This window comes from Allobosea lupini (assembly GCF_900109525.1).
GTDB classification, from domain to species: domain Bacteria; phylum Pseudomonadota; class Alphaproteobacteria; order Rhizobiales; family Beijerinckiaceae; genus Allobosea; species Allobosea lupini.
Window position 1 is genome coordinate 362676 of the sequence record NZ_FOAN01000006.1, and the last position, 19470, is coordinate 382145.

The following is a 19470-nucleotide window of genomic DNA, read 5'->3' on the forward strand; positions in this document are numbered from 1 at the left end:
GGATCGTCATTGCCTCAGTGCAGAACCGCGCTGAGGAAGGTCGTGAGCTCGGGCGTCTTCGGCTCGGCGAGCACCGCCGCAGCCTGGCCTTCTTCGTGGATGCGACCCTCGTGCATGAAGACGACACGCGAGCCGAACCGTCGGGCAAAGCCCATCTCGTGGGTGACGAGCATCATGGTCATGCCCTCCTGCGCCACGGATTCGAGCACTTTCAGGACCTCACCGGTGAGCTCCGGATCGAGCGCCGAGGTGACCTCGTCGAACAGCATCAGCTTCGGCCGCATGGCGAGCGAGCGCGCGATCGCGACGCGCTGCTGCTGGCCGCCGGAAAGCTGCGAGGGATAGGCGTCGAGCTTGTCCGCCAGCCCGACGCGGGCCAGCACCTCGCGGGCGACCTCGCGCGCCTCCTCCGGCCGCTGCTTCTTCACGACGCGCGGGGCGAGCGTAATGTTGTCGCTGACCGAGAGATGCGGGAACAGGTTGAACTGCTGGAAGACGATGCCGACCTCCTGCCGGAGCTTGCGCAAGTCGGTGGCGGGGTCGTTGACCTTGACGCCGTCGATGCGGATCGTGCCGGCCTGCACCGGCTCCAGGCCGTTGACGCAGCGCAAGAGCGTGCTTTTCCCTGAGCCCGAGCGGCCGATCACGGCGACGACCTCGCCCTTGTCGATATCGAGCGAGACGCCCTTCAGCACCTGGTTGGCGCCATAACTCTTGCTGACGTCATGGATTTCAACGAGCGACATCGAGCTTCCGCTCGAGCGAGCGGCTCCATTGCGTGAGAGGGAAGCACATCGCGAAATAGATGCAGGCGACGGTGATGTAGACGGCAAAGGGCTTGTAGGTGCCGGCCGCGGTGAGCTGGCCCTCGCGGGTGAGCTCGACGAAGCCGATTACCGCCGCGAGCGAGGTGTTCTTGATCAGCTGGACCAGGAAGCCGACCGTCGGCGGGATCGCGATCCGGATCGATTGCGGGATGATCACGTAGCGCAGCTGCTCGCCGAGCGAGAGCCCGAGCGAGGCGCCCGCCTCCCATTGCGTTTTCGCGATCGAGACCAGCGCGCCCCGCCAGATCTCGCCGAGGAAGGCCGAGCCATAGACCGAGAAGGCGACGGCCGCCGCGATCCAGGGATTGACCGAGATGCCAGCGAGCGGCAGGCCGAAGAAGATCAGGAACAGCCAGACCAGGAGCGGCGTGCCCTGGACCAGCTGGATATAGGTCGCCGCGAACCAGCGCAGCGGCGCGAGCGGCAGGATCCGCAGGATCGCGAGCCCGAGCCCCAGTACGGCCGAGCCGGCGAAGGCGACTGCGGTCAGCGCAATCGTCCAGCGCGCCGCCGCGATCAGGTACATCACGTCGATGAGGCCGAATTCCCGGATCATCGCACGAACACCAGGCGGTATATCAGGGCGAACAGCCCGCGGAAGCCGATGGCGAGCGCGAGATAGAGCACACCGATCACCGTATAGACCTCGAAATCGCGGAAGGTGCGCGATTGCACGATCGACGCCGCATGGAACAGGTCCTGCACCGAGATCTGCGAGGCGACGCTGGTCGCCAGCATCAGCAGCACGAACTGGCTGGCGAGCGCCGGGAACATCGCCTTGAGCGCCGGGAAGACGATGATGTAGCGGAAGACCTGCAGGCCGGAGAGCCCAAGCGAATGCCCGGCCTCGACCTGCGCCTTCGGGACGGCCTCCAGGCCCGCACGCACGATCTCCGTGGTGTAGGCGCCCAGATTGATCACCAGCGCGATCATCGCCGCGGTGAGCCCGTCGAGCCTGACGCCGAAGCTTGGCAGGCCGAAGAAGATCAGGAAGAGCTGCACCAGCAGCGGCGTATTGCGGATGATCTCGACATAGGCGCCGACGATGCCGCGCAGCCAGGCCGGGCCATAGGTACGCCCGGCGGCACACAGGATGCCGATCAGGAGCCCGCCGACCATCGCGACACCCGAGAGCAGGAGCGTGATCCAGACGCCGTCGAGAATGGACTCCCAGGCCGCAAAGACGTCGCGAAACTGGAGCCCGTACTTCATCGCCGTCAGCCGTCCAGGGCCTGCGGACCAAAGTCCCGCCGGCCGGATGCGCTGGACGGATGTCGCGGCGATGCGCTCATGTGTCTCCCTCTTTACCCGGAGGCTAAATTGGCTTCTTATTTGATGTCAAGCTTCATATATGAAACAGGCGCAGCATGAGCGTTCTTCCCGAAGCCGACACCGACGAGAAGGCGGCCTATGCCGCCCCCGCTCTGGAAAAGGGCCTCGACATCCTCGAACTGCTCGCCGAGACAGGCGAGCCGCTCTCGACCCGCGTGATCGCCGAGCGGCTGCAGCGCTCGAAGAGCGAGATCTTCCGCATGGTCTTCGTGCTGCAGCAGCGCGGCTATCTCGAGCGCGAGCCGGGGACCGACCGGCTCGGCCTGTCGCGCCGCCTGTTCGACCTCGGCATCAGGACGCCCGGCGGCAAGCAGCTCACCTCAGTCGTGCTGCCCCTGATGGAGCGCTTCAGCGAGGAAAGCGGCCAGGCGGCCCATCTCGTGGTGCTCAGCCGGGCGCAGACCGTGGTGCTCGCCACCACAGCCGGCCATCTCGACGCCAGCGTCATCGTCCGCCCCGGCTATGGCCGCCCGGCGCTCGACGCCAATTCCGGCCTGCTGATCCTCGCCTTCCAGTCGGAGGCGCGCCGGCGCGGACTGATGGGCGAGGCTCCGCCGGAGACCAGGCAGCGCCTCGACGAACCGGCGACGCAGGCCGCCCTCGCCGAGATCCGGGCGCTCGGCCACCGCATCGCGCCGAGCCGCGACATCCTCGCAGTCACCGATATCGCCTGCCCGGTGATCGGCCCGGCCGGCCATGCCGAGGCAGCGATCCTGGTGCCTTGCCTGCAACGCCACGGCGTCGAGACCGACGAGAGCGCCATCCTGCTCGCACTCAAGGCCTGCGCCACCGAGGCGGGGCTGCGCCTGCCCTTTGGCTAGCACTGATCCGGTAAACCCACGGGCTAACCCGGAAAACCCGCGCAATTGCCGCAGCGCCACCCGAAGCCGGCCATATACTCTCCAAGATTGCTCGCGATTTTGCCTCTGATCGGAGCAACCGCCACGGAGGAGGACGATATGGCCGAGACCGCGACGAACCCGCAGAACATCGTGATGACCGATCCGGAATGGATCGCGCTGGAAAGCATCAACGAGGAAACCCGCCGCTTCATCTTCGGCGAGGCGATGCTGCGTCTGCTTCAGGGCCGCGGCCTGGCCGAGCCCGGCGACGAGCTCTGGAAGGTCACCCCGGAAGGCCAGCAGGCACTCGAAGCCCGCAGCCATTGATCCTCCCACGTCACTCACTCAACCTGGTCGTCCCGGACAAGCGGCGCAGCCGCGCCGATCCGGGACCCATTCCTGAGCCTTTCCGATAGAGCTTCCGGGATGGGTCCCGGGTCTCCCTGCGGTCGCCCGGCACGACTCGTTCCAATGTCGGACCGGTCGGCGAGCGTCGGACGGTTGCAAGCGCCGGCCGCGCAGCCCATCTCAGCGCTACGCCAGCTCGCTCACGCTTCCGGGACCTGACGCATGAAACGCCCCGTTACCATCACCATCTCGCATGCGCTCGGCCGCGAGGCGGCGCGCCAGCGGCTGCAGGACGGCGTCGGCAAGGTCCGCGACAAGCTCGGTGGCTTCGGCATGCAGCTCGTCGAGGAGAGCTGGCAGGGCGACACGCTGCAGTTCGGCGTCGCCGCCCTCGGCCAGACCGTCAGCGGCAAGATCGAGGTCGAGGATGCGCTCGTGCGTGTCGAGGTGATGCTGCCTTTGATGCTCGCCATCTTCGCCGAGAAGCTGAAGCTCGGCGTCGAGAAGCAGGCCAAGATCCTGCTGGAGCACAAGCCAACCAAGGCGTGACCTGCGCCTCGGCACACCGTGTCGCAGCCTCGTTGCGACTTTTGTTCACCATACAAGGTTGAATTCCCCCGCCGCGATCCGCAAAGTCGCAGGCGCCCCTTCCCGCCTGCCCCACCGGAGACCCATGCATCACGGCCCATTGATCGCCATCATCGTCATGGGCCTCAGCCTCGCCTTCGTGTTCGGGGCGCTGGCACAGAAGTTCAGGGTTTCCCCGCTCGTCGGCTATCTCCTCGCCGGCGTCGCGGTCGGCCCGTTCACCCCTGGCTTCGTCGCCGACCAGGGGCTCGCCAACGACCTCGCTGAAATCGGCGTCATCCTGCTGATGTTTGGCGTCGGCCTGCATTTCTCGCTGAAGGACCTGCTCTCGGTCAAAGCCATCGCGGTGCCCGGCGCGCTGGTGCAGATCGGCACCGCGACCCTGCTTGGCCTGGGGCTCGCTTTGCTGCTCGGCTGGAGCGTGCCGGCCGGCCTCGTCTTTGGCCTGGCGCTCTCGGTCGCCAGTACCGTCGTGCTGCTGCGCGCCCTGCAGGAACGTCGCATCGTCCAGACCGAGAAGGGCAAGATCGCCGTCGGCTGGCTGATCGTCGAGGACCTCGCCATGGTCCTGGCGCTGGTGATGATCCCGGCGGTCGCCGATGTGCTGAACGGCGGCTCCGGAGCCGCCGCAGGCGGCGGCCCGCTGGCGACGCGCTTCGATCTCGGCCTCTGGGGCGTGCTCGGCCTGACGCTCGCCAAGGTCGCCGCTTTCGTCGCCTTCATGCTGATCGTCGGGCGCCGGCTGATCCCCTGGATCCTGCACTGGGTCGCCCATACCGGCTCGCGCGAGTTGTTCCGGCTCGCCGTGCTGGCGATCGCGCTCGGCGTCGCCTATCTCGCCGCCAGCCTGTTCGGCGTCTCCTTCGCGCTCGGCGCCTTCTTCGCCGGCATGATCCTGAGCGAATCGCCGCTCAGCCATCGCGCCGCCGAGGAATCGCTGCCGCTGCGCGATGCCTTCGCCGTGCTCTTCTTCGTCTCCGTCGGCATGCTGTTCGATCCCGGTATCCTGCTGCGCGCGCCACTGCCGCTGATCGCAACCATCGCCATCATCCTATTCGGCAAGACCCTGGCGGCCTGGCTGATCGTGCGCGCCTTCGGCAAGCCCGATCAGGTCGCGCTGACGATTTCGGCGAGCCTGGCGCAGATCGGCGAATTCTCCTTCATCCTCGCCGGGCTCGGCGTCTCCCTGAAACTGCTGCCGGAACAGGGCCGCGACCTGATCCTTGCCGGTGCGATCTTCTCGATCGTGCTCAATCCGCTGATGTTCAAGCTGGTCGACCGCTTCGCCCCGCCCGACCCGGCGCCAGCCAAGCCCAGGCCGGCAGAACCGAAGCCGGCCGAGCCCGCGCCTCTCCCTCAGCCGGAAGCGCCGGCCGCGACGCCGGAGACCGAGCCAGTGTCCACCCCCGAACGCGACATCGCCCCGACCGAGCTCTCCGACCACATCGTCGTCGTCGGCTATGGCCGCGTCGGCTCGCTGCTCGGCGCGGGGCTCGCAGCCATGGGCGAGAAGCTCCTGGTGATCGAGGACCAGGATGACGGCGTCGCTGCCGCCCGCCGCGACGGTGCCGAGGTGCTGGTCGGCAATGCCGCTGATCCGGAGGTGCTCGGCGCCGCAGGCCTTGCGCGGGCGAAGCGCCTCTTCGTCGCCATCCCCGGCAGTTTCGAGGCCGGCCAGGTCTGTGAGCAGGCGCGCAGGCAGAACCCGAACCTGCCGATCGTCGCCCGCGCCCATTCCCTCGCCGAGGTCGAGCACCTCAAGGGTTGCGGCGCCAGCCGCACCATCATGGGCGAGGCCGAGATCGCCCGCGCCATGCTGGCGCTCTGCGGCAGGAAGGGCGAGGAGCCTGCTCCGAGCACGCCGAACGCAGCCTGAGCGAGGCTACCCCTCGCCATCCATCAGCGGGTGCAGGTCGCGCACCATGCTCTTCAGCCGCTCGTCGAGGATGTGGGTGTAGATCTGCGTCGTCGCGATGTCGGCATGGCCCAGCAATTCCTGCACGACGCGCAGATCGGCGCCGTTCTGCAGGAGATGGCTGGCGAAGGCATGGCGCAGCACATGCGGCGAGACCTTGGCCGGCGACAGGCCAGCCACCGCCGCCAGCGATTTGAGGTCGCGTCCGAAGGCCTGGCGGGTCAGGTGCCCGCTCTCGCCGTCTGACGGAAACAGCCAGCGCCCGTCAGCCGCGCCTTGCTCGCGCAGCAGGGCAAGATGCGCCGAGGCTGCGACGCGCGCCGCCTCGTTCAAGGGCACCAGCCGGTCCTTGTCGCCCTTGCCGCGCACGACCAGGAAGCGCTCGCGCGTCGTCGCGGCCGAGAGCGGCAGCGCGATCAGCTCGGAGACGCGCAGGCCGGTGGCATAGAGCATCTCGATCAGGCAGCGCATCCTGACCGTACGAGCGCGCGCGGCGGGCGAGAGCCCCTCCTGCTCCGCCATCTGCTGGGCGGTACCGATCAGCTTGTCGACCTCGGCGACGCTCAGCACCTTGGGCAATGGCCGGCCGAGCCGTGGGCCCTCAATCGCGGCGGTCGGGTCGCCTCCCACCAGGCCCTCGGTATAGAGAAAGCGATGGAACTGCCTGACGGCTGAAAGCCGCCGAGCGGCCGAGGAGGCCTTCAGCCCGCGCTCGGACAATTCGACCAGATAGGCCCGGACATCGTCGGCCGTGGCCGCGGCGGGGCCACCCTGGCTGACGGCGAAGCCGAGATAATCCTCGAGGTCGCGCTCATAGGCCTCGAGCGTGTTTTTGGCCGCCCCCCGCTCGGCCGCCAGCATGTCGAGGAAGCCGTTGAGCCAGGAGCGCGCCTGCTTGCTCATTTCTGCTGCAGCTTCGAGGGCGGCACGATCTCGACGATCTCGCGCGGCTCCGGCTTCACGAAGGTGACCAGCGCGAGCATGCCGCCATAGACCAGCCCGGCAATCACAGCCAGGAACGTCACGAACTTGAACAGCGTCGGCACGGCCGGCGATTCCCCATGCACCCCAACCCGTTATTTCTGATCGGGGGTATCGAACGCAAGCGCGGAACCGGCGATCTCTGCAGGTTGCAACCCGCGCAGGCTGTTGCCGACGAACCAGCGCCCGGCCTGCCTGAGGTCGTCGAGCCGCAGCGGCGCTTCGCGGGCATCACCGCTTTCCATGAGTTCGCGGCGCAGCACGCCCGGCAGCAGACCGTGCTCCAGCGGCGGCGTGAGCAGCACGCCGTCGTGCTCGACGAAGATGGTGCTGCGGCTGGTCTCGGTGACGAAGCCCTGCCGGTTCAGAAGCAGGGCATCGTCACAACCTTGTGCCGATGCCTCGGTAAAAGCTCGCTCATAGATCGCCCGGCGCGTCGTCTTATGGCGCAGGAAGGGATCCCCGGCGTCGACCCGCTGCGTCGCAATGGCGATCCGGACCGGGCCGCCTGCCACGACCGGCATCGGCGCAGTCGTGATCTGAAGCGTGCCGTCGCGACGCAACTCGCAACGCACACGGCGTTCCTCCCCGGCAGGAAACGATGTCTCAGCCTCTACGAGTTGCCCCAGCGCCTGCTCCCGGTCGAACCGGAAGCCGAGCGCCGCGGACGACGCAGCCAGACGCTCGAGATGCAACGCCAGCCGGACATAGCCACCCGACCAGCGCAGCGTCTCGATCAACCCGTAATCCCCGGCGAGATCCGTCAGCACCCGCGCCTTCAGCCGGCATTCGGCATATTCCTCAGCCGGCCTGGAATCGACGACGATCCCGCCGCCGACGCCGTAGACGCCCTCGCCCCCCGGCAGCAGTGTCGCGGTCCGGATCGCGACGTTGAAGCTGAGATCGCCGTTCGGCGCGATCATGCCGAGCGAACCGGTATAAACCTCGCGCGGCGCGGCTTCGAGCTCGCGGATGATCTCCATTGCCCGCAGCTTCGGCGCGCCCGTCACCGAGCCGCAGGGGAACAGCGCCTGCATCTGCTGAAGCAGCGACAGGCCGGGCCGCAATCGGCTCGTCACCGTCGAGGTCAGCGTATGAAAACCCGGATAGGTCTCGACGCTGAACAGCGCGGGAACCTCGACCGAGCCCTGCTCGCTGATCCGGCTGAGGTCGTTGCGCAGGAGATCGACGATCATCAGGTTCTCGGCCCGCTGCTTCGGATCGGCGCGGAGCGCTGCCTTCGCCGCCTCATCCGCCTGCGCATCGACGCCGCGCGCTGCGGTCCCCTTCATCGGCCGGGTGACCGCGCGCCCGTCTGCCGTCTCGATGAACAGCTCCGGCGAGACCGAGACGATGCTCGCCTCGCCTGTCGCGACCAGGCCGCCATGGCCGACCGGCTGGCTCGCCCTGAGCGCACCGTAAAGCGCGAGCGGATCGCCGGGATAGCGGAAGCGGATCGGGAAGGTCAGGTTGACCTGATAGGCGTCGCCGGCGTGGAGATAGTCGAGCACGTGCTGCACCGCCGCCGCATGCGCCGCTTCGTCCAGATCGAACGCCAGATTGTCCAGCGGCGGCGGACAGCGCGCCGCAAGATCTCGATCAAGCGCCGCCGGCTCGATGCGGCGGGGCTCTTCGAACAGGCCGAACCAGAGCAATGGCAGCCGAGGCTCGCTCGGCGACAGCCCTGCCAGCCGTGGCTCGAAGGCATAGCCGAGCTCGTAGGAGAGGAAGCCGGCCGCGTGCAGACCGTGCGCCAGACCGGCCTCGATGCGGCCGAATGCAGCGACAATGCCGGAGGGCTCGCTGGCCGAGACGATCTCGGCGGGCTCGGCGAAGAGCAGCGCCTTGCCTGTCTCACTGCGATCTTCCAGCAGCACGAAAGGCGACCGCAGACCGGCGATCCCGCAATTTGCTCCAGCCACCGGCATCACGCCCTTCGCCCCCGTCGCGGCGCTACGAGCCCGACTGCGTGGCCGCGGTCAAGCGCCCCTGCATCGCACATGGCGGTACCGCGATCCTCATGCTAGAGCGGGCGCAAGGAATTCATTTGATGACGATGGCGGAAACGATCGAACAGGTGGATCGCATCGCCCTGCGCGCCGCCCTCGGAGCGCGGGCGATAGTGCTGGTGGGCATGATGGGCTCGGGCAAGAGCTCGGTCGGCAAGCGCCTCAGCGCCCGGCTCGGCTTGCCCTTCGTCGATGCCGATACCGAGATCGAGACCGCCGCCGGCATGACGATCCCGGAGATCTTCGCGCAGCGCGGCGAAAGCGAGTTCCGCGATGGCGAGCGCCGCGTCATCTCCCGCATCCTGACGACGCGCGCACCGCTGGTGCTGGCGACCGGCGGCGGCGCCTTCATGAACGCCGACACCCGCGCCCGCATCGCGGAGCTCGGCATCTCGATCTGGCTGAAGGCCGAGCCGGACGTGCTGATGCGCCGCGTCCGCAAGCGCAGCAACCGCCCGCTACTGCAGACCGCCGATCCCGAAGCGACCGTGCGGCGCCTGCTGGCCGAGCGCGAGCCGATCTATGCGCTCGCCGACATCACGCTGATCTCGCGCGACGATCCCCATGAGGTCGTCATCGAGGACGCCGTGGCCGCGCTCGACCGGCGGCTGCGCCAGGAAGGCAAGGAATGAACGCTTTGGCTGAGGCTGCCCCTGCAGCGGAACGCATCGTCGTGCCGGTCGCGCTGGCCGAACGCTCCTATGACATCCTGATCGGCCGCCACCAGCTCTGCGAGGCCGCGCAGGTGATCGCCAGCCGCTTTCCCGGCGCCCGCGCCGCCATCGTCACCGACACGAACCTCGCCACCCTGCACGCGCCCGCCCTCGAATCCTGCCTGCAGCAGGCCGGCGTCACCGCGACGCGCCTGACCATCCCGCCGGGCGAATCCTCCAAATCCTATGCCCGCTTCAGCGAGCTCTGCGACGGCCTGCTCGCCGCCAAGATCGAGCGCAACGACCTCGTCATCGCGCTCGGCGGCGGCGTCGTCGGCGATCTCTCGGGTTTTGCCGCCTCGGTGCTGCGCCGCGGCGTGCGCCTGGTCCAGATCCCGACCAGCCTGCTTGCCCAGGTCGATTCCTCGGTCGGCGGCAAGACCGGCATCAATTCGAGCCATGGAAAAAACCTGATCGGCGCCTTCCACCAGCCGGCGCTGGTGGTCTGCGACACCGCTTTGCTCGACACCCTCAGCGAGCGCGAGTTCAAGGCCGGCTATGCCGAGGTGGTGAAGTACGGGCTGATCGACGATGCCGCCTTCTTCGACTGGTGCGAGGTCAACTGGCGCCGCGTCATGGAGGGAGGCCCCGAGCGCGACCATGCGGTCGCGACCGCCTGCCGGGCCAAGGCCGCTGTCGTCGCCCGCGACGAGCGCGAGGATGGCGACCGTGCGCTCCTCAACCTCGGCCACACCTTCGCCCATGCTCTGGAGCGCCTGACCCGCTACGATTCCGCCCGCCTCGTTCATGGCGAAGCCGTCGCGATCGGGCTTAGCCTCGCTTTCCGCTTCTCGCAGCGGCTCGGTCTCTGCTCCGGCCAGGATGCCGGCCGCGTCGCCGCCCATCTCGCTGCCGTCGGCCTGCCGACCAGGCTGCAGGACGTTCCCGGCGGAGCCGGCACGGCGTCTGACATCGTCGAGGCGATGACCCAGGACAAGAAGGTCAAGCGCGGCGCACTGACCTTCATCCTGGCGCATGGCATCGGCAAGAGCTTCATCGCGCCCGGCGTCGCCACCGAGACGGCGCACGACTTCATCGAGAGCGAACTAGTGGAACGAATTTGACATTTGCCTCTGGCCTGACATCAAGCGGGAAGCAAATGTCAAATTCATCAGTTCCACTAGACGATCAAAGAGTTGCTAGTGGTCTTAATGATTCCGACATTCGCTACGCCGCTCTGCATTGGGAAGATGCGAATGTCGGAATCAGACCACTAGCGGGAACCTGAGCGCTTCCTCCATGGTCGCCATCCCGCACCTCGATCCCTGGCTCGCCATCGCCATCGTCGCGCTCGGCGTATTCCTGACAGGCTTCCTGGCCGCAGCCGATGCGGCGCTGCATGCGATCTCGCGCGCCAGGCTCGTCCAGCAGGAAAAGGCCGGGAGCCGCCGCGCCGCGATCGTCCTGCGCGTGCTCGGCGATCGCGAGCGCCTGAGCGGCGTCTTCCTGCTGGCGCGGACACTGGTGAAGACCGCGACGGCGAGTTTTGCCGCCTATGCCGCGCTCGCCTCCTTCGGCGTCAGCGGCGCGGCCTGCCTCGCGATCGCGGTCGCGCTCATCGTCGTTGTCGTCGGCGAACTCGCGCCGCGCATGGCGGCCGTTGCCGACCCCGAGCGGATGGCGCTCAAGCTGGTGCGGCCGGTGGCACGCCTGCTTGCCGTACTCGGTCCGCCGGTCCGGCTGATGCAATGGTTCGCGCGCCGCTCGCTCGGCCTGTTCGGCCTGCGGATCGATTCGCAGCGCCCGGTGCTGGCGATCGACGAGATCCTGCGCGACCAGATCGAACTGATGCGCCAGGAGGGCACGGTCGCCAAGGCAGATGGCGACATGGTCAGCGGCCTGCTCGATCTGAAGCAGCTCGAAGTCGCCGATGTAATGATCCACCGCACCAAGATGCGCACGATCAATCTCGATCTCGGGCCTGAGGCGATCGTGCGCGAGGTGCTGGCCTCGCCCTATACCCGCATGCCCCTCTGGCGCGACAAGCCGGAGAACATCGTCGGCGTCCTGCACGCCAAGGACCTGCTGCGCGCGCTCGATGCCGCCGGCGGCGACGCCTGCAAGCTCGATGTCGCGACCATCGCGCTCGAAACCTGGTTCGTGCCGGTGAATACGCCGCTGGCCGAGCAGCTCAAGGCCTTCCTTGCCCGCAAGACGCATTTTGCCCTCGCGGTCGACGAATACGGGGAGGTGATGGGGCTGGTGACACTCGAGGACATCCTCGAGGAGATCGTCGGCGACATCCGCGACGAGCACGACGTGGCGGTTCCCGGCCTGCGCCAGCAGCCGGACGGGGGCGTCATTGTCGATGGCGGCGTGCCGATCCGCGATCTCAACCGGGCGATGGACTGGCAGTTGCCCGATGACGAGGCCACGACCATCGCCGGCCTTGTCATCCACGAGGCCCGCGCCATCCCCGATGCCGGCCAGGCGTTCACCTTCCACGGCTTCCGCTTCGAGGTGATGCGCAAGAGCCGCAACCGGCTGACCGCGCTCAGGGTGGCCCCCGCCGGCAACGGCAGCCATGGGCACGAGCCCGCGACCGCCACGTAATGACCGCCGGATCGCTCAGCCTGCAGGCTGCAGCCTGAGGCGCAGTCTTGCGAGCAGCCTTGTAAAGATCACGGCCTCGTCGCGAGCCCGCGCCAGCACCAGCCCTCCCTGGATCAGGGCCAGGATTTCCTCCGCCAGCCCGTCCGGATCGGCCTGACCGCTGCGGGCGAGCGCGCCGGCGAGCGCATCCTGCCAGGCCGCGAAATAGCCGGCGATCTGTGCCGCGAAGCGCTCGCGCGAATCGGCCAGGGCCAGCGCTCCGACCAGGCAGATGCGCCGGCCCGAACGGAAATAGCCGTCGACCGCGACGAGCATCGCCTCGATCGCGGCTGCGGCGTCGCCATCCTCCCGGAGAGGCCGGAACACCTCGTTCTCGAACCAGCTGCCGATCTCGTCGAGCACGGCCTTGGCCATCTCCTCCTTCCCGCCCGGGAAGAAGTGATAGAGACTGCCCTTGCCGAGCCCCGTGCGTTCGCCGATCACCGACAGGCTCGCCGCCTCGAAACCGTAGTCGCGAAAGATCTCGCCGAGCACCGGCAGCAGGTCGGCCCGCTCGCTGATTCGTCTTGCCATCAGCTCTTATAGGCCGAGATCGGTCAGGCCGGGATGATCGGCCGGGCGCGGTCCGGAGGCGTCCCAATGGAATTTCCGCGCCGCTTCCGCGATCGGCAGATCGTTGATGCTGGCATGGCGGCGGGCCATCAGGCCGTTCTGCGCGAACTCCCAGTTCTCGTTGCCGTAGGAACGGTACCACTGCCCGGAATCGTCGCGCCATTCATAGGCGAAGCGCACGGCGATGCGGTTGCCGGTGAAGGCCCACAGTTCCTTGATCAACCGATAATCGAGCTCGCGCTGCCATTTGCGGGTGAGGAAGGCTTCGATCTTAGCCCGCCCCTGGAAGATTTCGGCCCGGTTCCGCCAACGCGAATCCTCGGTATAGGCCAGCGCGACCCGTGCGGGATTGCGCCCGTTCCAGCTATCCTCGGCGGCTCTGACCTTGAGGATCGCGGTATCCTCGCTGAACGGCGGAAAAGGCGGCCTTGCTTCGCTCACGGCTGATCTCCTGTACCAATTGGTAAAGACTGAACCGATCGGTACAGAATGGATCGTGCCTCGTCAATACTAGCTGCCGAGCCTCCTGCTCATGGACTGAACACCAGCACCAGGAAGACGAAGAACACCGAGAGATGCACGGCCCCTTCCAGCATGGTGGTGCGCGTCCCGGTGAACGTCAGCGTCGAGAGCAGCAGCGTCATCGACAGGATGACCATGTTGGTGCCGGAGAGGCCGAGCACGACCTCCTGTCCGGTGATGAGCCCGATGACCAACACAGCCGGGACGGTCAGCCCGAGCGTCGAGGCGGCGGCGCCGAGGCAGAGATTGATTGCCCGTTGCAGCTGGTTGGTGGTGATCGCGCGCAGCGCCGCGATGCATTCGGGCGTGAACACCACCATGGCGATCAGGATACCGCCGAGCGCCACCGGCGCGCCGAGACGCGCGATGCCGAAGTCGAGCACGACGGCGAGGCTTTTCGCCAGGATCACGATCGGCAGGATGTTGGCGAGCAGCAGGATGACATGCGACCGCGTCGAGCCTTCCGAGGGCGGATGCGGCGGCTCCTCGGCCGGACCAGGGTCGGGTACAGGCTGCGATGCCGGCCCGGCTTCCGATTGGATTCTGCCCCGGATGTAGGCAGCCCCGTAGGGCATGTTCGATTCGCCGGCCGGCTCCTTGAAGAAGACGCTGTGCCTGCCGGTCTGCAGGACCAGAAAGGCGCCGTAGAGCAGCAGGGTGAAGAGCGAGAACGCGATCGACTGGAAGGTGGTCAGCGTTCCGTCCGCGGTCGAGGTGGTGAAGTTCGGCAGGACAAGCGGGATCAGCGTCAGCGGAATGATCACCGCCAGATAGGCCGAGGCGCCCTTGAGGTTGTAGCCCTGCGAGAAGTGCCTGAGGCCGCCCAGCAGCAAGCCGATGCCGACGACGCCGTTGAGCACGATCATCAGCACCGCGAACATGGTGTCGCGCCCGAGCGTCGGCGCGCCCTTGGCGCCCAGCATCACCGCCGAGATCAGCGCCACCTCGATGATGACGATCGAGAGCGTCAGGATCAGCGTGCCATAGGGCTCGCCGAGCCGATGCGCGATCTCCTCGGCCTCGTGCACCACGCCGAAGGCCGCCCAGACGATGACACCGAGCAGCCAGGCGAAGATCAGCAATGACGGCAAGGGCGCTCCAAGCTGTGCGAGCAGCGTGTCGCCGAAGATCTGGAAGGCTGCGACAGAGGCCCAGGCGCAGGCGAGGCGGGCGATCATCATGTCAGGCAATGGGTCCGTCGTTGGGAAAAGGAGACAGGCACGTATACGCTGAAAATGATCTCACAACGGCAGGTCCGTGACACGTGATTGTTGACCGTTTTTCTCGGAGGCGCGGGCTCAGGTGAGGATCAGCCCAGCTTCGCCAGGAAGTCGGTCGCCCGATACCCGTCCGACACGCCGTCGACGATGATCGCGGCGCTCCGGGAATTGCGCGTCCTGAGCGGCAGGATCGCCTGATAGGCCGGCGAGGCATACCAGTTGCGTGCCGCGTCGATGTCCGGGAACGCGATGACGACGAGATCGCCTTCCCACGGTCGTTCCATGACCTCCGGCGTCACGCCATGAATCAGGAAGCGCCCCCCGAACGGCACGAGGGTCTCGTCGATGCGTTTGATGTAATCGACGATCTCGGCGTTGACGTCGACGTCGCGCAGATGGGCGATGGCATAAGCGGTCATGGTGCTCTCCTCGGTCGAAAACGGCCGGTGTGGCCGGTGTCGCGAGAGACCATGCCCGCCAAGGAACCGCGGGTCGATTACACCTCAGGTAATCGAAACCGCGCCGCCTCGGCAGATGAGCCACGCAGCAGCGCGAGCGCTTCAGTGCTTGGCGAAGGCGTCGAGGATCGCGGCGCCTTCCGCTCCGGCCTTACCGCGCCAGTCCTCGACCGCGGCCTTGCCGGCAGTCTGGAGCCGCTGGGTCAGATCGGCCGGCAGCTGCACATGGATGGTGACGCCATTGGCGCGCATGCGGGCGTAGTTCTCGTCGAGCCGCGTCCTGATCGCGCTCCATTGCCGCCGCTCGGTCTCGGCCGCGGCTTCGTCGACGACCTGCCTGAGATCCGCCGGCAGGGCATCGTAGGCGGCGAGATTCACTGTCGCCAGCGAGATCGGCAGCGCATAGTTCACCTCGCTGAAATGCGGCAGGAACTGCCAGAGATTGCGCCCGGCCCCGCCATCCCCCGACGACAGCACCGCCGTGACCGAACCGTCCTTCACCTTCGGCATGGCGTCGGCGAAGGACAGGTTCACCGCCTTGGCGCCGGCATTGCCCATCACCGCGGTCGAAGTCGCGTCATAGGTGCGGATCGACAGGCCGGCGAGGTCCCTGGCCGAGGTCACCGGCTCCTTCGACCAGATGCCGGAAGCCGGCCACGGCGTGGTGTAGAGGATGCGCTGGCCATAGCCGGCGAAGACCTTGGCATAGGCCGGCCGGGCAAGATCGGCCAGGCGCCTGGCATCCTCGATCGAGGTCGCCAGGAACGGCAGCGACGACAGGCCAAACAGCGGATGCACCGCACCCAGCGCTCCGGCGAAGGCATCGCCGGCCGCGACCTTTCCCTCCTGCACCGCTGCGACCATGCCGGCCGACTTGATTCCCTTCGCCGCATCGAAGCTCGGGGTGATCGTCAGCCGCCCACCGGAGCGCTCGTTCACCAGCTTTGCAAAGGTCGCAACGCCCTCGCCCGGAATGGCGCTCGCCGGGTATTCGGTTGGCATCTCCCAGACCGTCTGGGCGAAGGCGGCTGGCGAAAAGCCGAGGACCAGCGCGAGGGCAGGCAGGAGGCGGCGCATGGACAGGTCTCCGTGTGGATCGGCGGCGGCTGGATTTGCTCCCGGACAGGCAGATCGGAGCAAAAGCCGGCTCACCGCTGTCACACGCCGCCTGGCAGCTTTTGTGCCAATGGGCTGGCCTCGCCCTCCGAAAGCGCAGGCGCAGGCTTGTCGGTGACCAGATACTGGGCCCGGGCCAAAGCGGCGAAGCGCCCGCCCTTGGCGACGAGCTCCTCGAAGGAGCCCATCTCGATCACCCGGCCCTGCTCGAACACCAGGATGCGGTCGGCATTGCGGATGGTGGCAAGGCGGTGGGCGATGACGAAGGTGGTGCGGCCCTTCATCACCTCGTCGAGCGCCTTCTGCAGCTTGACCTCGGTCGCTGCATCGAGGGCCGAGGTCGCCTCGTCCAGGATCAGGATCGGCGGGTTCTTCAGCAGGGCGCGGGCGATCGACAGGCGCTGGCGCTCGCCGCCCGAGAGCGTGCGGCCGCGCTCGCCGACGATGGTGTCGAGCCCGTCGGTCTGGCGCGCCATGACTTCGGTCGCCTGCGCCCGGTCGAGCGCTTCCATCATCTCGGCGTCGGTCGCGTCCGGCTTGCCGACGGTCAGGTTCTCGCGGATCGAGCGCGCGAACAGCATCGGCTCCTGGAAGACGACGCCGATATTGCGCCGGAGCGAGAGCAGCGAGATCTCGCGGATGTCGCGGCCGTCGGCGAGGATGCGGCCCGATTGCGGATCGAAAGCGCGGTGCAGCAGGCCGAGCGTGGTCGACTTGCCCGAGCCCGTCGAGCCGACGATGGCGATGGTCTCGCCGGCCTTCACCTCGAAGGAGACGTCGGCGACGGCGGCGCGCTTGCCGTCATAGGAGAAGGAGACGTCATCGAAGGTGATCCGGCCCTCGAGCCGACCGGCATCGGGGGAGCCGGGCTGGTCGCGCACAGCCGGGAGCGTGTCGAGCACCTCGAAGAACTCGCGCATCTTCGGCGCCTGCATGAAGATGAAATTCACGAAGGCGACGATCTGCTCGAGCCGGCCGACCAGCATGGTGGCGAAGCCCATGAAGGTGACGATCTCGCCGACCGTGGTCAGCCCCTGCATCAAGAGCCAGGTGCCGACCACGAAGATCGAAAGCACGGTCAGCGTCGCCGAGGCGCGGGTCGCGACCGTCGCGACCGCCCACCAGGTCAGCACCGGGATCTGCGCTTCGAGCAGGCTGGTGATGGTGTTGCGCAGCCCGCGCACCTCGGCCTCGATCCGGGTGAAGCTCTGGATCACCGGCACGTTGCCGAGCGCATCCGAGGCCCGCTCGGCGAGGCTCGAATGGTAGGCCTCGACATTGCTCTGCAGCTTGTCGGTCTTGCGCAGCACGAAGGCGGTGAGCGTGCCGAACAGCACGACGAGGAAGATCAGCACCAGGCCGAGCTGCCAGTTCTTCCAGAGCGTGAACGGCAGCAGGATGAAGAGCGCGACGAAGCTGGCGCAATGCTCGCGGAAGAAGGAGAGCCAGAGCGCCCACATGCCGCTGGTGCCCTCCAGCATCACCTTGAGCACGCGGCCGGAATGGGTCTGCGTGTGATAGGCGAGCGGCAAGGTCAGCGCATGCTCGAAATAGTTCGCCATCACCGCGAGCCGGCGGCGATGCGCCAGCCGATCGGCGAACAGCGCGACGAACACGCCCGCAGCGATATTGAACAGGCCGAAGCCGACCCAGGCGGCCAGCAATACGTTGATGTCACCCCAGCCCGGGCGAGTGCCGGCGGTCTGCAGGCTGGTCAATTTGTCGATCAGCGCGCCGAACAGCATAGGCTCGGCGAAGGCGGCGCCTGCCAGCGCGACGTTGGCGATGGCGAGAAGGAGCCCCAGGCGCCGTTCCGGGCCGAGCTCGCCGAGGACGCGGGCATAGATCGCAAGCAGAGACATTGCCGAAAGCTTTAGCCGAGGCTGCGGCATGAGCAAGCCCTCAAACCTTGACGCTCCTGCAACCGCAGCTCCTCATGGTTTCCGCAAAGCGTGTCGCTGGGCGCGAGATGCCGCTCGCGTGTCTGCCCGACCACCCTCACGCCGAGATGGGCGAAGCGATCCGAGCGGAGGCAGGGTGATGGCGAAAAAGAAGCGCGGTAGCCATGGCGATCAGGGCGGGTTCGTCATCTTCACCGAGCGGTTGGCATTGCCGCGTCGGCATCGTGATCGAGGCCGATCCGCCGCCGGCTGGCGCCAGCTCTCGTACCGCGGCATGCCAGGGCCGACACCCGGCAGGTGGGCACTGGCCGCCACCTTGCTCATGCTTGTCTCGCGGCCGGTCGATGCCGAGCCGCTGCCTGCGGGCTTCGTGCGGCTGCGCGAGCTCGCACCGTCGATCGCGCAGGACATCCGCTATGCGACGCCGTTCAATTTCACCGGCGCGGCCGTGCCCGGCTATGGCCGTGCCGAATGCGTGCTGACCCGTGAGGCGGCGAACGCGCTGGTCCGCGCCGAAACGCGCCTGGCCCGGCAAGGCTATGGGCTGAAGCTGTTCGACTGTTATCGGCCCGCCCGAGCCGTCGCCGCGTTCAACGAGTGGGTGAAGCGGCCGGACGCCGCCGATCTCGGGCGCGTCTTCCACCCCGGCATCGCCAGGGGCAATCTCGTCGCCAAGGGCTACATCGCCGGCAATTCCAGCCATTCGCGCGGCTCCACCGTCGATGTCGGCCTCGTCCGCGCCGGCGAAGCCGCTCTGCCGACACCCGTGGATGCCGGCCCCTGCGACGGCCCACTTGCAACGCGTCCGCGCGAAACCAGCCTCGATCTCGGCACGAGCTTCGACTGCTTCTCGGACAACAGCGCGCTCCGCCATCCCGGCGTCGCGAGCGAGGCCCGCCGCAATCGCGAAACCCTCGCCGCTGCGATGGCAGCCGAGGGCTTCCGCGGCTACGGCAAGGAATGGTGGCACTTCACGCTGGCGAAGGAGCCGTTCCCGAAGACGCCCTTCGACTTCGCGATCGAATGACCGCGTCAGCCACGCCTGCTCAGGGCGCGACCAACAGCGCCCAGTAGACCTGGTACTTCGACCCCGGCGCATAGGCCGAGGCGATGCCCATGCGCGTCGCGTTCGGCGCCTTCATCACCCGGTCGTGCTGCGGCGAGTCGCGCCAGCCGGAGAAGGCCTCGGCGAGGCGACGATAGCCGGCCGAGAGATTGGCCTCGGCGCCCGGCTGCCCCGCCCGCGCCAGCCGCGCCTTCACGGCTTCAGCCTGCGCCGGCTTGTCGGCGGCAGCCATGGCGGCGGCCTCCTGCTCGGCCGCTTGCATCAGCTCCGGATCGAGCTTGAGCGTTCCGAGGCCGGCATTGAGCCGATAGGCCGAGATGGTCGCGCGGGCCGCCTCGGCATCGACCCTGGCCGAGGGCGAGCCGAGATCGCGATAGAAGGCGGGCTGGGTCCGGACCGGCTCGGTGCAGCCGGCGAGGTTCAGCAGCGACAAGGCTGCCGCAAGCGCGGCGGGACAGCTCATCGAC

General features: G+C 67.6%; 21 protein-coding genes. 8 read left to right on the forward strand and 13 right to left on the reverse strand.

The genetic code is table 11. From position 1 onward, the window contains the following. Positions 1-14 precede the first annotated feature (14 nt). From BMZ21_RS19555 to BMZ21_RS19565, 3 genes are read right to left on the reverse strand one after another with little or no spacing between them, the layout of a single operon-like run. Positions 15-746, reverse strand: a complete 732-nt coding sequence (locus BMZ21_RS19555) for an amino acid ABC transporter ATP-binding protein (protein ID WP_091837941.1) — start codon at positions 744-746, stop codon at positions 15-17. Beyond that, positions 733-1383: an amino acid ABC transporter permease gene (locus BMZ21_RS19560; RefSeq protein WP_091837943.1), complete on the reverse strand. Its 651-nt coding sequence runs from the start codon at positions 1381-1383 to the stop codon at positions 733-735. Before BMZ21_RS19560 ends, BMZ21_RS19555 begins: the two co-directional genes overlap by 14 nt. Beyond that, a complete protein-coding gene (locus BMZ21_RS19565; protein WP_091837946.1) occupies positions 1380-2039 on the reverse strand; it encodes an amino acid ABC transporter permease in 660 nt (219 codons plus the stop codon). Before BMZ21_RS19565 ends, BMZ21_RS19560 begins: the two co-directional genes overlap by 4 nt. Before the next feature lie 155 nt (positions 2040-2194). Here BMZ21_RS19565 and BMZ21_RS19570 point away from each other — a divergent pair, with 155 nt between their 5' ends. The 4 genes from BMZ21_RS19570 to BMZ21_RS19585 all read left to right on the forward strand — a co-directional run bounded on the left by BMZ21_RS19570 (position 2195) and on the right by BMZ21_RS19585 (position 5813). Continuing rightward, the gene (locus tag BMZ21_RS19570) at positions 2195-2980 is read left to right on the forward strand and encodes an IclR family transcriptional regulator (RefSeq protein WP_091837949.1); all 786 of its coding nucleotides are present in this window, start codon (positions 2195-2197) and stop codon (positions 2978-2980) included. A 138-nt stretch (positions 2981-3118) separates the two neighbouring features. Beyond that, on the forward strand, positions 3119-3328 hold the full coding sequence (locus tag BMZ21_RS19575) for a hypothetical protein (RefSeq protein ID WP_091837952.1): 210 nt from the start codon (positions 3119-3121) through the stop codon (positions 3326-3328). A gap of 243 nt (positions 3329-3571) precedes the next feature. Next, positions 3572-3898, forward strand: coding sequence for a polyhydroxyalkanoic acid system family protein (locus tag BMZ21_RS19580; protein WP_091837954.1), 327 nt, complete (start codon positions 3572-3574; stop codon positions 3896-3898). A 124-nt stretch (positions 3899-4022) separates the two neighbouring features. Continuing rightward, positions 4023-5813, forward strand: a complete 1791-nt coding sequence (locus BMZ21_RS19585) for a cation:proton antiporter domain-containing protein (protein WP_091837957.1) — start codon at positions 4023-4025, stop codon at positions 5811-5813. Positions 5814-5819: 6 nt separating this feature from the next. Here BMZ21_RS19585 and BMZ21_RS19590 read toward each other — a convergent pair whose 3' ends face one another. From BMZ21_RS19590 to BMZ21_RS19600, 3 genes are read right to left on the reverse strand one after another with little or no spacing between them, the layout of a single operon-like run. Then, on the reverse strand, positions 5820-6755 hold the full coding sequence (locus tag BMZ21_RS19590; protein ID WP_091837960.1) for a site-specific tyrosine recombinase XerD: 936 nt from the start codon (positions 6753-6755) through the stop codon (positions 5820-5822). Continuing rightward, on the reverse strand, positions 6752-6898 hold the full coding sequence (locus tag BMZ21_RS19595) for a histidine kinase (protein ID WP_091838341.1): 147 nt from the start codon (positions 6896-6898) through the stop codon (positions 6752-6754). The genes BMZ21_RS19590 and BMZ21_RS19595 overlap by 4 nt, the downstream gene beginning before the upstream one ends. 30 nt (positions 6899-6928) lie before the next feature. Continuing rightward, the gene (locus BMZ21_RS19600; RefSeq protein ID WP_091837962.1) at positions 6929-8761 is read right to left on the reverse strand and encodes an aminodeoxychorismate synthase component I; all 1833 of its coding nucleotides are present in this window, start codon (positions 8759-8761) and stop codon (positions 6929-6931) included. A gap of 122 nt (positions 8762-8883) precedes the next feature. Between BMZ21_RS19600 and BMZ21_RS19605 the strand changes: the two genes are divergently transcribed. The 3 genes from BMZ21_RS19605 to BMZ21_RS19615 all read left to right on the forward strand — a co-directional run bounded on the left by BMZ21_RS19605 (position 8884) and on the right by BMZ21_RS19615 (position 12108). Then, positions 8884-9474 carry a shikimate kinase gene (locus BMZ21_RS19605; protein WP_091837965.1) on the forward strand — a complete coding sequence of 197 codons (591 nt, stop codon included), beginning with the start codon at positions 8884-8886 and terminating at the stop codon, positions 9472-9474. Continuing rightward, complete coding sequence (aroB, locus tag BMZ21_RS19610) at positions 9471-10619, forward strand: 3-dehydroquinate synthase (protein WP_091837968.1); 1149 nt, start codon at positions 9471-9473, stop codon at positions 10617-10619. The genes BMZ21_RS19605 and aroB overlap by 4 nt, the downstream gene beginning before the upstream one ends. A gap of 175 nt (positions 10620-10794) precedes the next feature. Continuing rightward, the gene (locus tag BMZ21_RS19615) at positions 10795-12108 is read left to right on the forward strand and encodes an HlyC/CorC family transporter (RefSeq protein ID WP_091837970.1); all 1314 of its coding nucleotides are present in this window, start codon (positions 10795-10797) and stop codon (positions 12106-12108) included. A 15-nt stretch (positions 12109-12123) separates the two neighbouring features. Here the strand turns inward: BMZ21_RS19615 and BMZ21_RS19620 are convergent, their stop codons facing one another. The 6 genes from BMZ21_RS19620 to BMZ21_RS19645 all read right to left on the reverse strand — a co-directional run bounded on the left by BMZ21_RS19620 (position 12124) and on the right by BMZ21_RS19645 (position 17898). Then, positions 12124-12681, reverse strand: a complete 558-nt coding sequence (locus BMZ21_RS19620) for a TetR/AcrR family transcriptional regulator (RefSeq protein ID WP_091837973.1) — start codon at positions 12679-12681, stop codon at positions 12124-12126. 6 nt (positions 12682-12687) lie between these two features. After that, on the reverse strand, positions 12688-13161 hold the full coding sequence (locus BMZ21_RS19625) for a nuclear transport factor 2 family protein (protein WP_091837975.1): 474 nt from the start codon (positions 13159-13161) through the stop codon (positions 12688-12690). Positions 13162-13250: 89 nt separating this feature from the next. Further along, complete coding sequence (locus tag BMZ21_RS19630; protein ID WP_091837977.1) at positions 13251-14423, reverse strand: calcium:cation antiporter; 1173 nt, start codon at positions 14421-14423, stop codon at positions 13251-13253. Positions 14424-14551: 128 nt separating this feature from the next. Further along, the gene (locus BMZ21_RS19635; protein ID WP_091837980.1) at positions 14552-14881 is read right to left on the reverse strand and encodes a DUF1330 domain-containing protein; all 330 of its coding nucleotides are present in this window, start codon (positions 14879-14881) and stop codon (positions 14552-14554) included. Between the two features lie 141 nt (positions 14882-15022). Further along, positions 15023-15997 (reverse strand): TRAP transporter substrate-binding protein, encoded by a 975-nt coding sequence (locus BMZ21_RS19640; RefSeq protein ID WP_091837983.1) that lies wholly within the window; start codon positions 15995-15997, stop codon positions 15023-15025. 80 nt (positions 15998-16077) lie between these two features. Beyond that, a complete protein-coding gene (locus BMZ21_RS19645) occupies positions 16078-17898 on the reverse strand; it encodes a glucan ABC transporter ATP-binding protein/ permease (protein ID WP_091837985.1) in 1821 nt (606 codons plus the stop codon). Between the two features lie 178 nt (positions 17899-18076). Here BMZ21_RS19645 and BMZ21_RS19650 point away from each other — a divergent pair, with 178 nt between their 5' ends. Then, positions 18077-18964, forward strand: a complete 888-nt coding sequence (locus tag BMZ21_RS19650) for a M15 family metallopeptidase (protein ID WP_244543917.1) — start codon at positions 18077-18079, stop codon at positions 18962-18964. A 19-nt stretch (positions 18965-18983) separates the two neighbouring features. On the opposite strand, the gene BMZ21_RS19655 is transcribed toward BMZ21_RS19650, so the two are convergent. Further along, positions 18984-19466 carry a CAP domain-containing protein gene (locus BMZ21_RS19655; protein ID WP_091838346.1) on the reverse strand — a complete coding sequence of 161 codons (483 nt, stop codon included), beginning with the start codon at positions 19464-19466 and terminating at the stop codon, positions 18984-18986. Between the last annotated feature and the right edge of the window lie 4 nt (positions 19467-19470).

What these genes read in the sequence shown, in the direction of transcription:
- BMZ21_RS19605 (WP_091837965.1), top strand. Translation starts at nt 8,884, where the DNA reads ATGACGATGGCGGAAACGATCGAACAGGTGGATCGCATCGCCCTGCGC.
- BMZ21_RS19570 (WP_091837949.1), top strand. Translation starts at nt 2,195, where the DNA reads ATGAGCGTTCTTCCCGAAGCCGACACCGACGAGAAGGCGGCCTATGCC.
- BMZ21_RS19655 (WP_091838346.1), bottom strand. Translation starts at nt 19,466, where the DNA reads ATGAGCTGTCCCGCCGCGCTTGCGGCAGCCTTGTCGCTGCTGAACCTC.
- aroB (WP_091837968.1), top strand. Translation starts at nt 9,471, where the DNA reads ATGAACGCTTTGGCTGAGGCTGCCCCTGCAGCGGAACGCATCGTCGTG.
- BMZ21_RS19580 (WP_091837954.1), top strand. Translation starts at nt 3,572, where the DNA reads ATGAAACGCCCCGTTACCATCACCATCTCGCATGCGCTCGGCCGCGAG.
- BMZ21_RS19590 (WP_091837960.1), bottom strand. Translation starts at nt 6,755, where the DNA reads ATGAGCAAGCAGGCGCGCTCCTGGCTCAACGGCTTCCTCGACATGCTG.
- BMZ21_RS19630 (WP_091837977.1), bottom strand. Translation starts at nt 14,423, where the DNA reads ATGATGATCGCCCGCCTCGCCTGCGCCTGGGCCTCTGTCGCAGCCTTC.
- BMZ21_RS19615 (WP_091837970.1), top strand. Translation starts at nt 10,795, where the DNA reads ATGGTCGCCATCCCGCACCTCGATCCCTGGCTCGCCATCGCCATCGTC.
- BMZ21_RS19620 (WP_091837973.1), bottom strand. Translation starts at nt 12,681, where the DNA reads ATGGCAAGACGAATCAGCGAGCGGGCCGACCTGCTGCCGGTGCTCGGC.
- BMZ21_RS19585 (WP_091837957.1), top strand. Translation starts at nt 4,023, where the DNA reads ATGCATCACGGCCCATTGATCGCCATCATCGTCATGGGCCTCAGCCTC.
- BMZ21_RS19555 (WP_091837941.1), bottom strand. Translation starts at nt 746, where the DNA reads ATGTCGCTCGTTGAAATCCATGACGTCAGCAAGAGTTATGGCGCCAAC.
- BMZ21_RS19635 (WP_091837980.1), bottom strand. Translation starts at nt 14,881, where the DNA reads ATGACCGCTTATGCCATCGCCCATCTGCGCGACGTCGACGTCAACGCC.
- BMZ21_RS19575 (WP_091837952.1), top strand. Translation starts at nt 3,119, where the DNA reads ATGGCCGAGACCGCGACGAACCCGCAGAACATCGTGATGACCGATCCG.
- BMZ21_RS19645 (WP_091837985.1), bottom strand. Translation starts at nt 17,898, where the DNA reads ATGTCTCTGCTTGCGATCTATGCCCGCGTCCTCGGCGAGCTCGGCCCG.
- BMZ21_RS19640 (WP_091837983.1), bottom strand. Translation starts at nt 15,997, where the DNA reads ATGCGCCGCCTCCTGCCTGCCCTCGCGCTGGTCCTCGGCTTTTCGCCA.
- BMZ21_RS19600 (WP_091837962.1), bottom strand. Translation starts at nt 8,761, where the DNA reads ATGCCGGTGGCTGGAGCAAATTGCGGGATCGCCGGTCTGCGGTCGCCT.
- BMZ21_RS19650 (WP_244543917.1), top strand. Translation starts at nt 18,077, where the DNA reads ATGGCGAAAAAGAAGCGCGGTAGCCATGGCGATCAGGGCGGGTTCGTC.
- BMZ21_RS19565 (WP_091837946.1), bottom strand. Translation starts at nt 2,039, where the DNA reads ATGAAGTACGGGCTCCAGTTTCGCGACGTCTTTGCGGCCTGGGAGTCC.
- BMZ21_RS19560 (WP_091837943.1), bottom strand. Translation starts at nt 1,383, where the DNA reads ATGATCCGGGAATTCGGCCTCATCGACGTGATGTACCTGATCGCGGCG.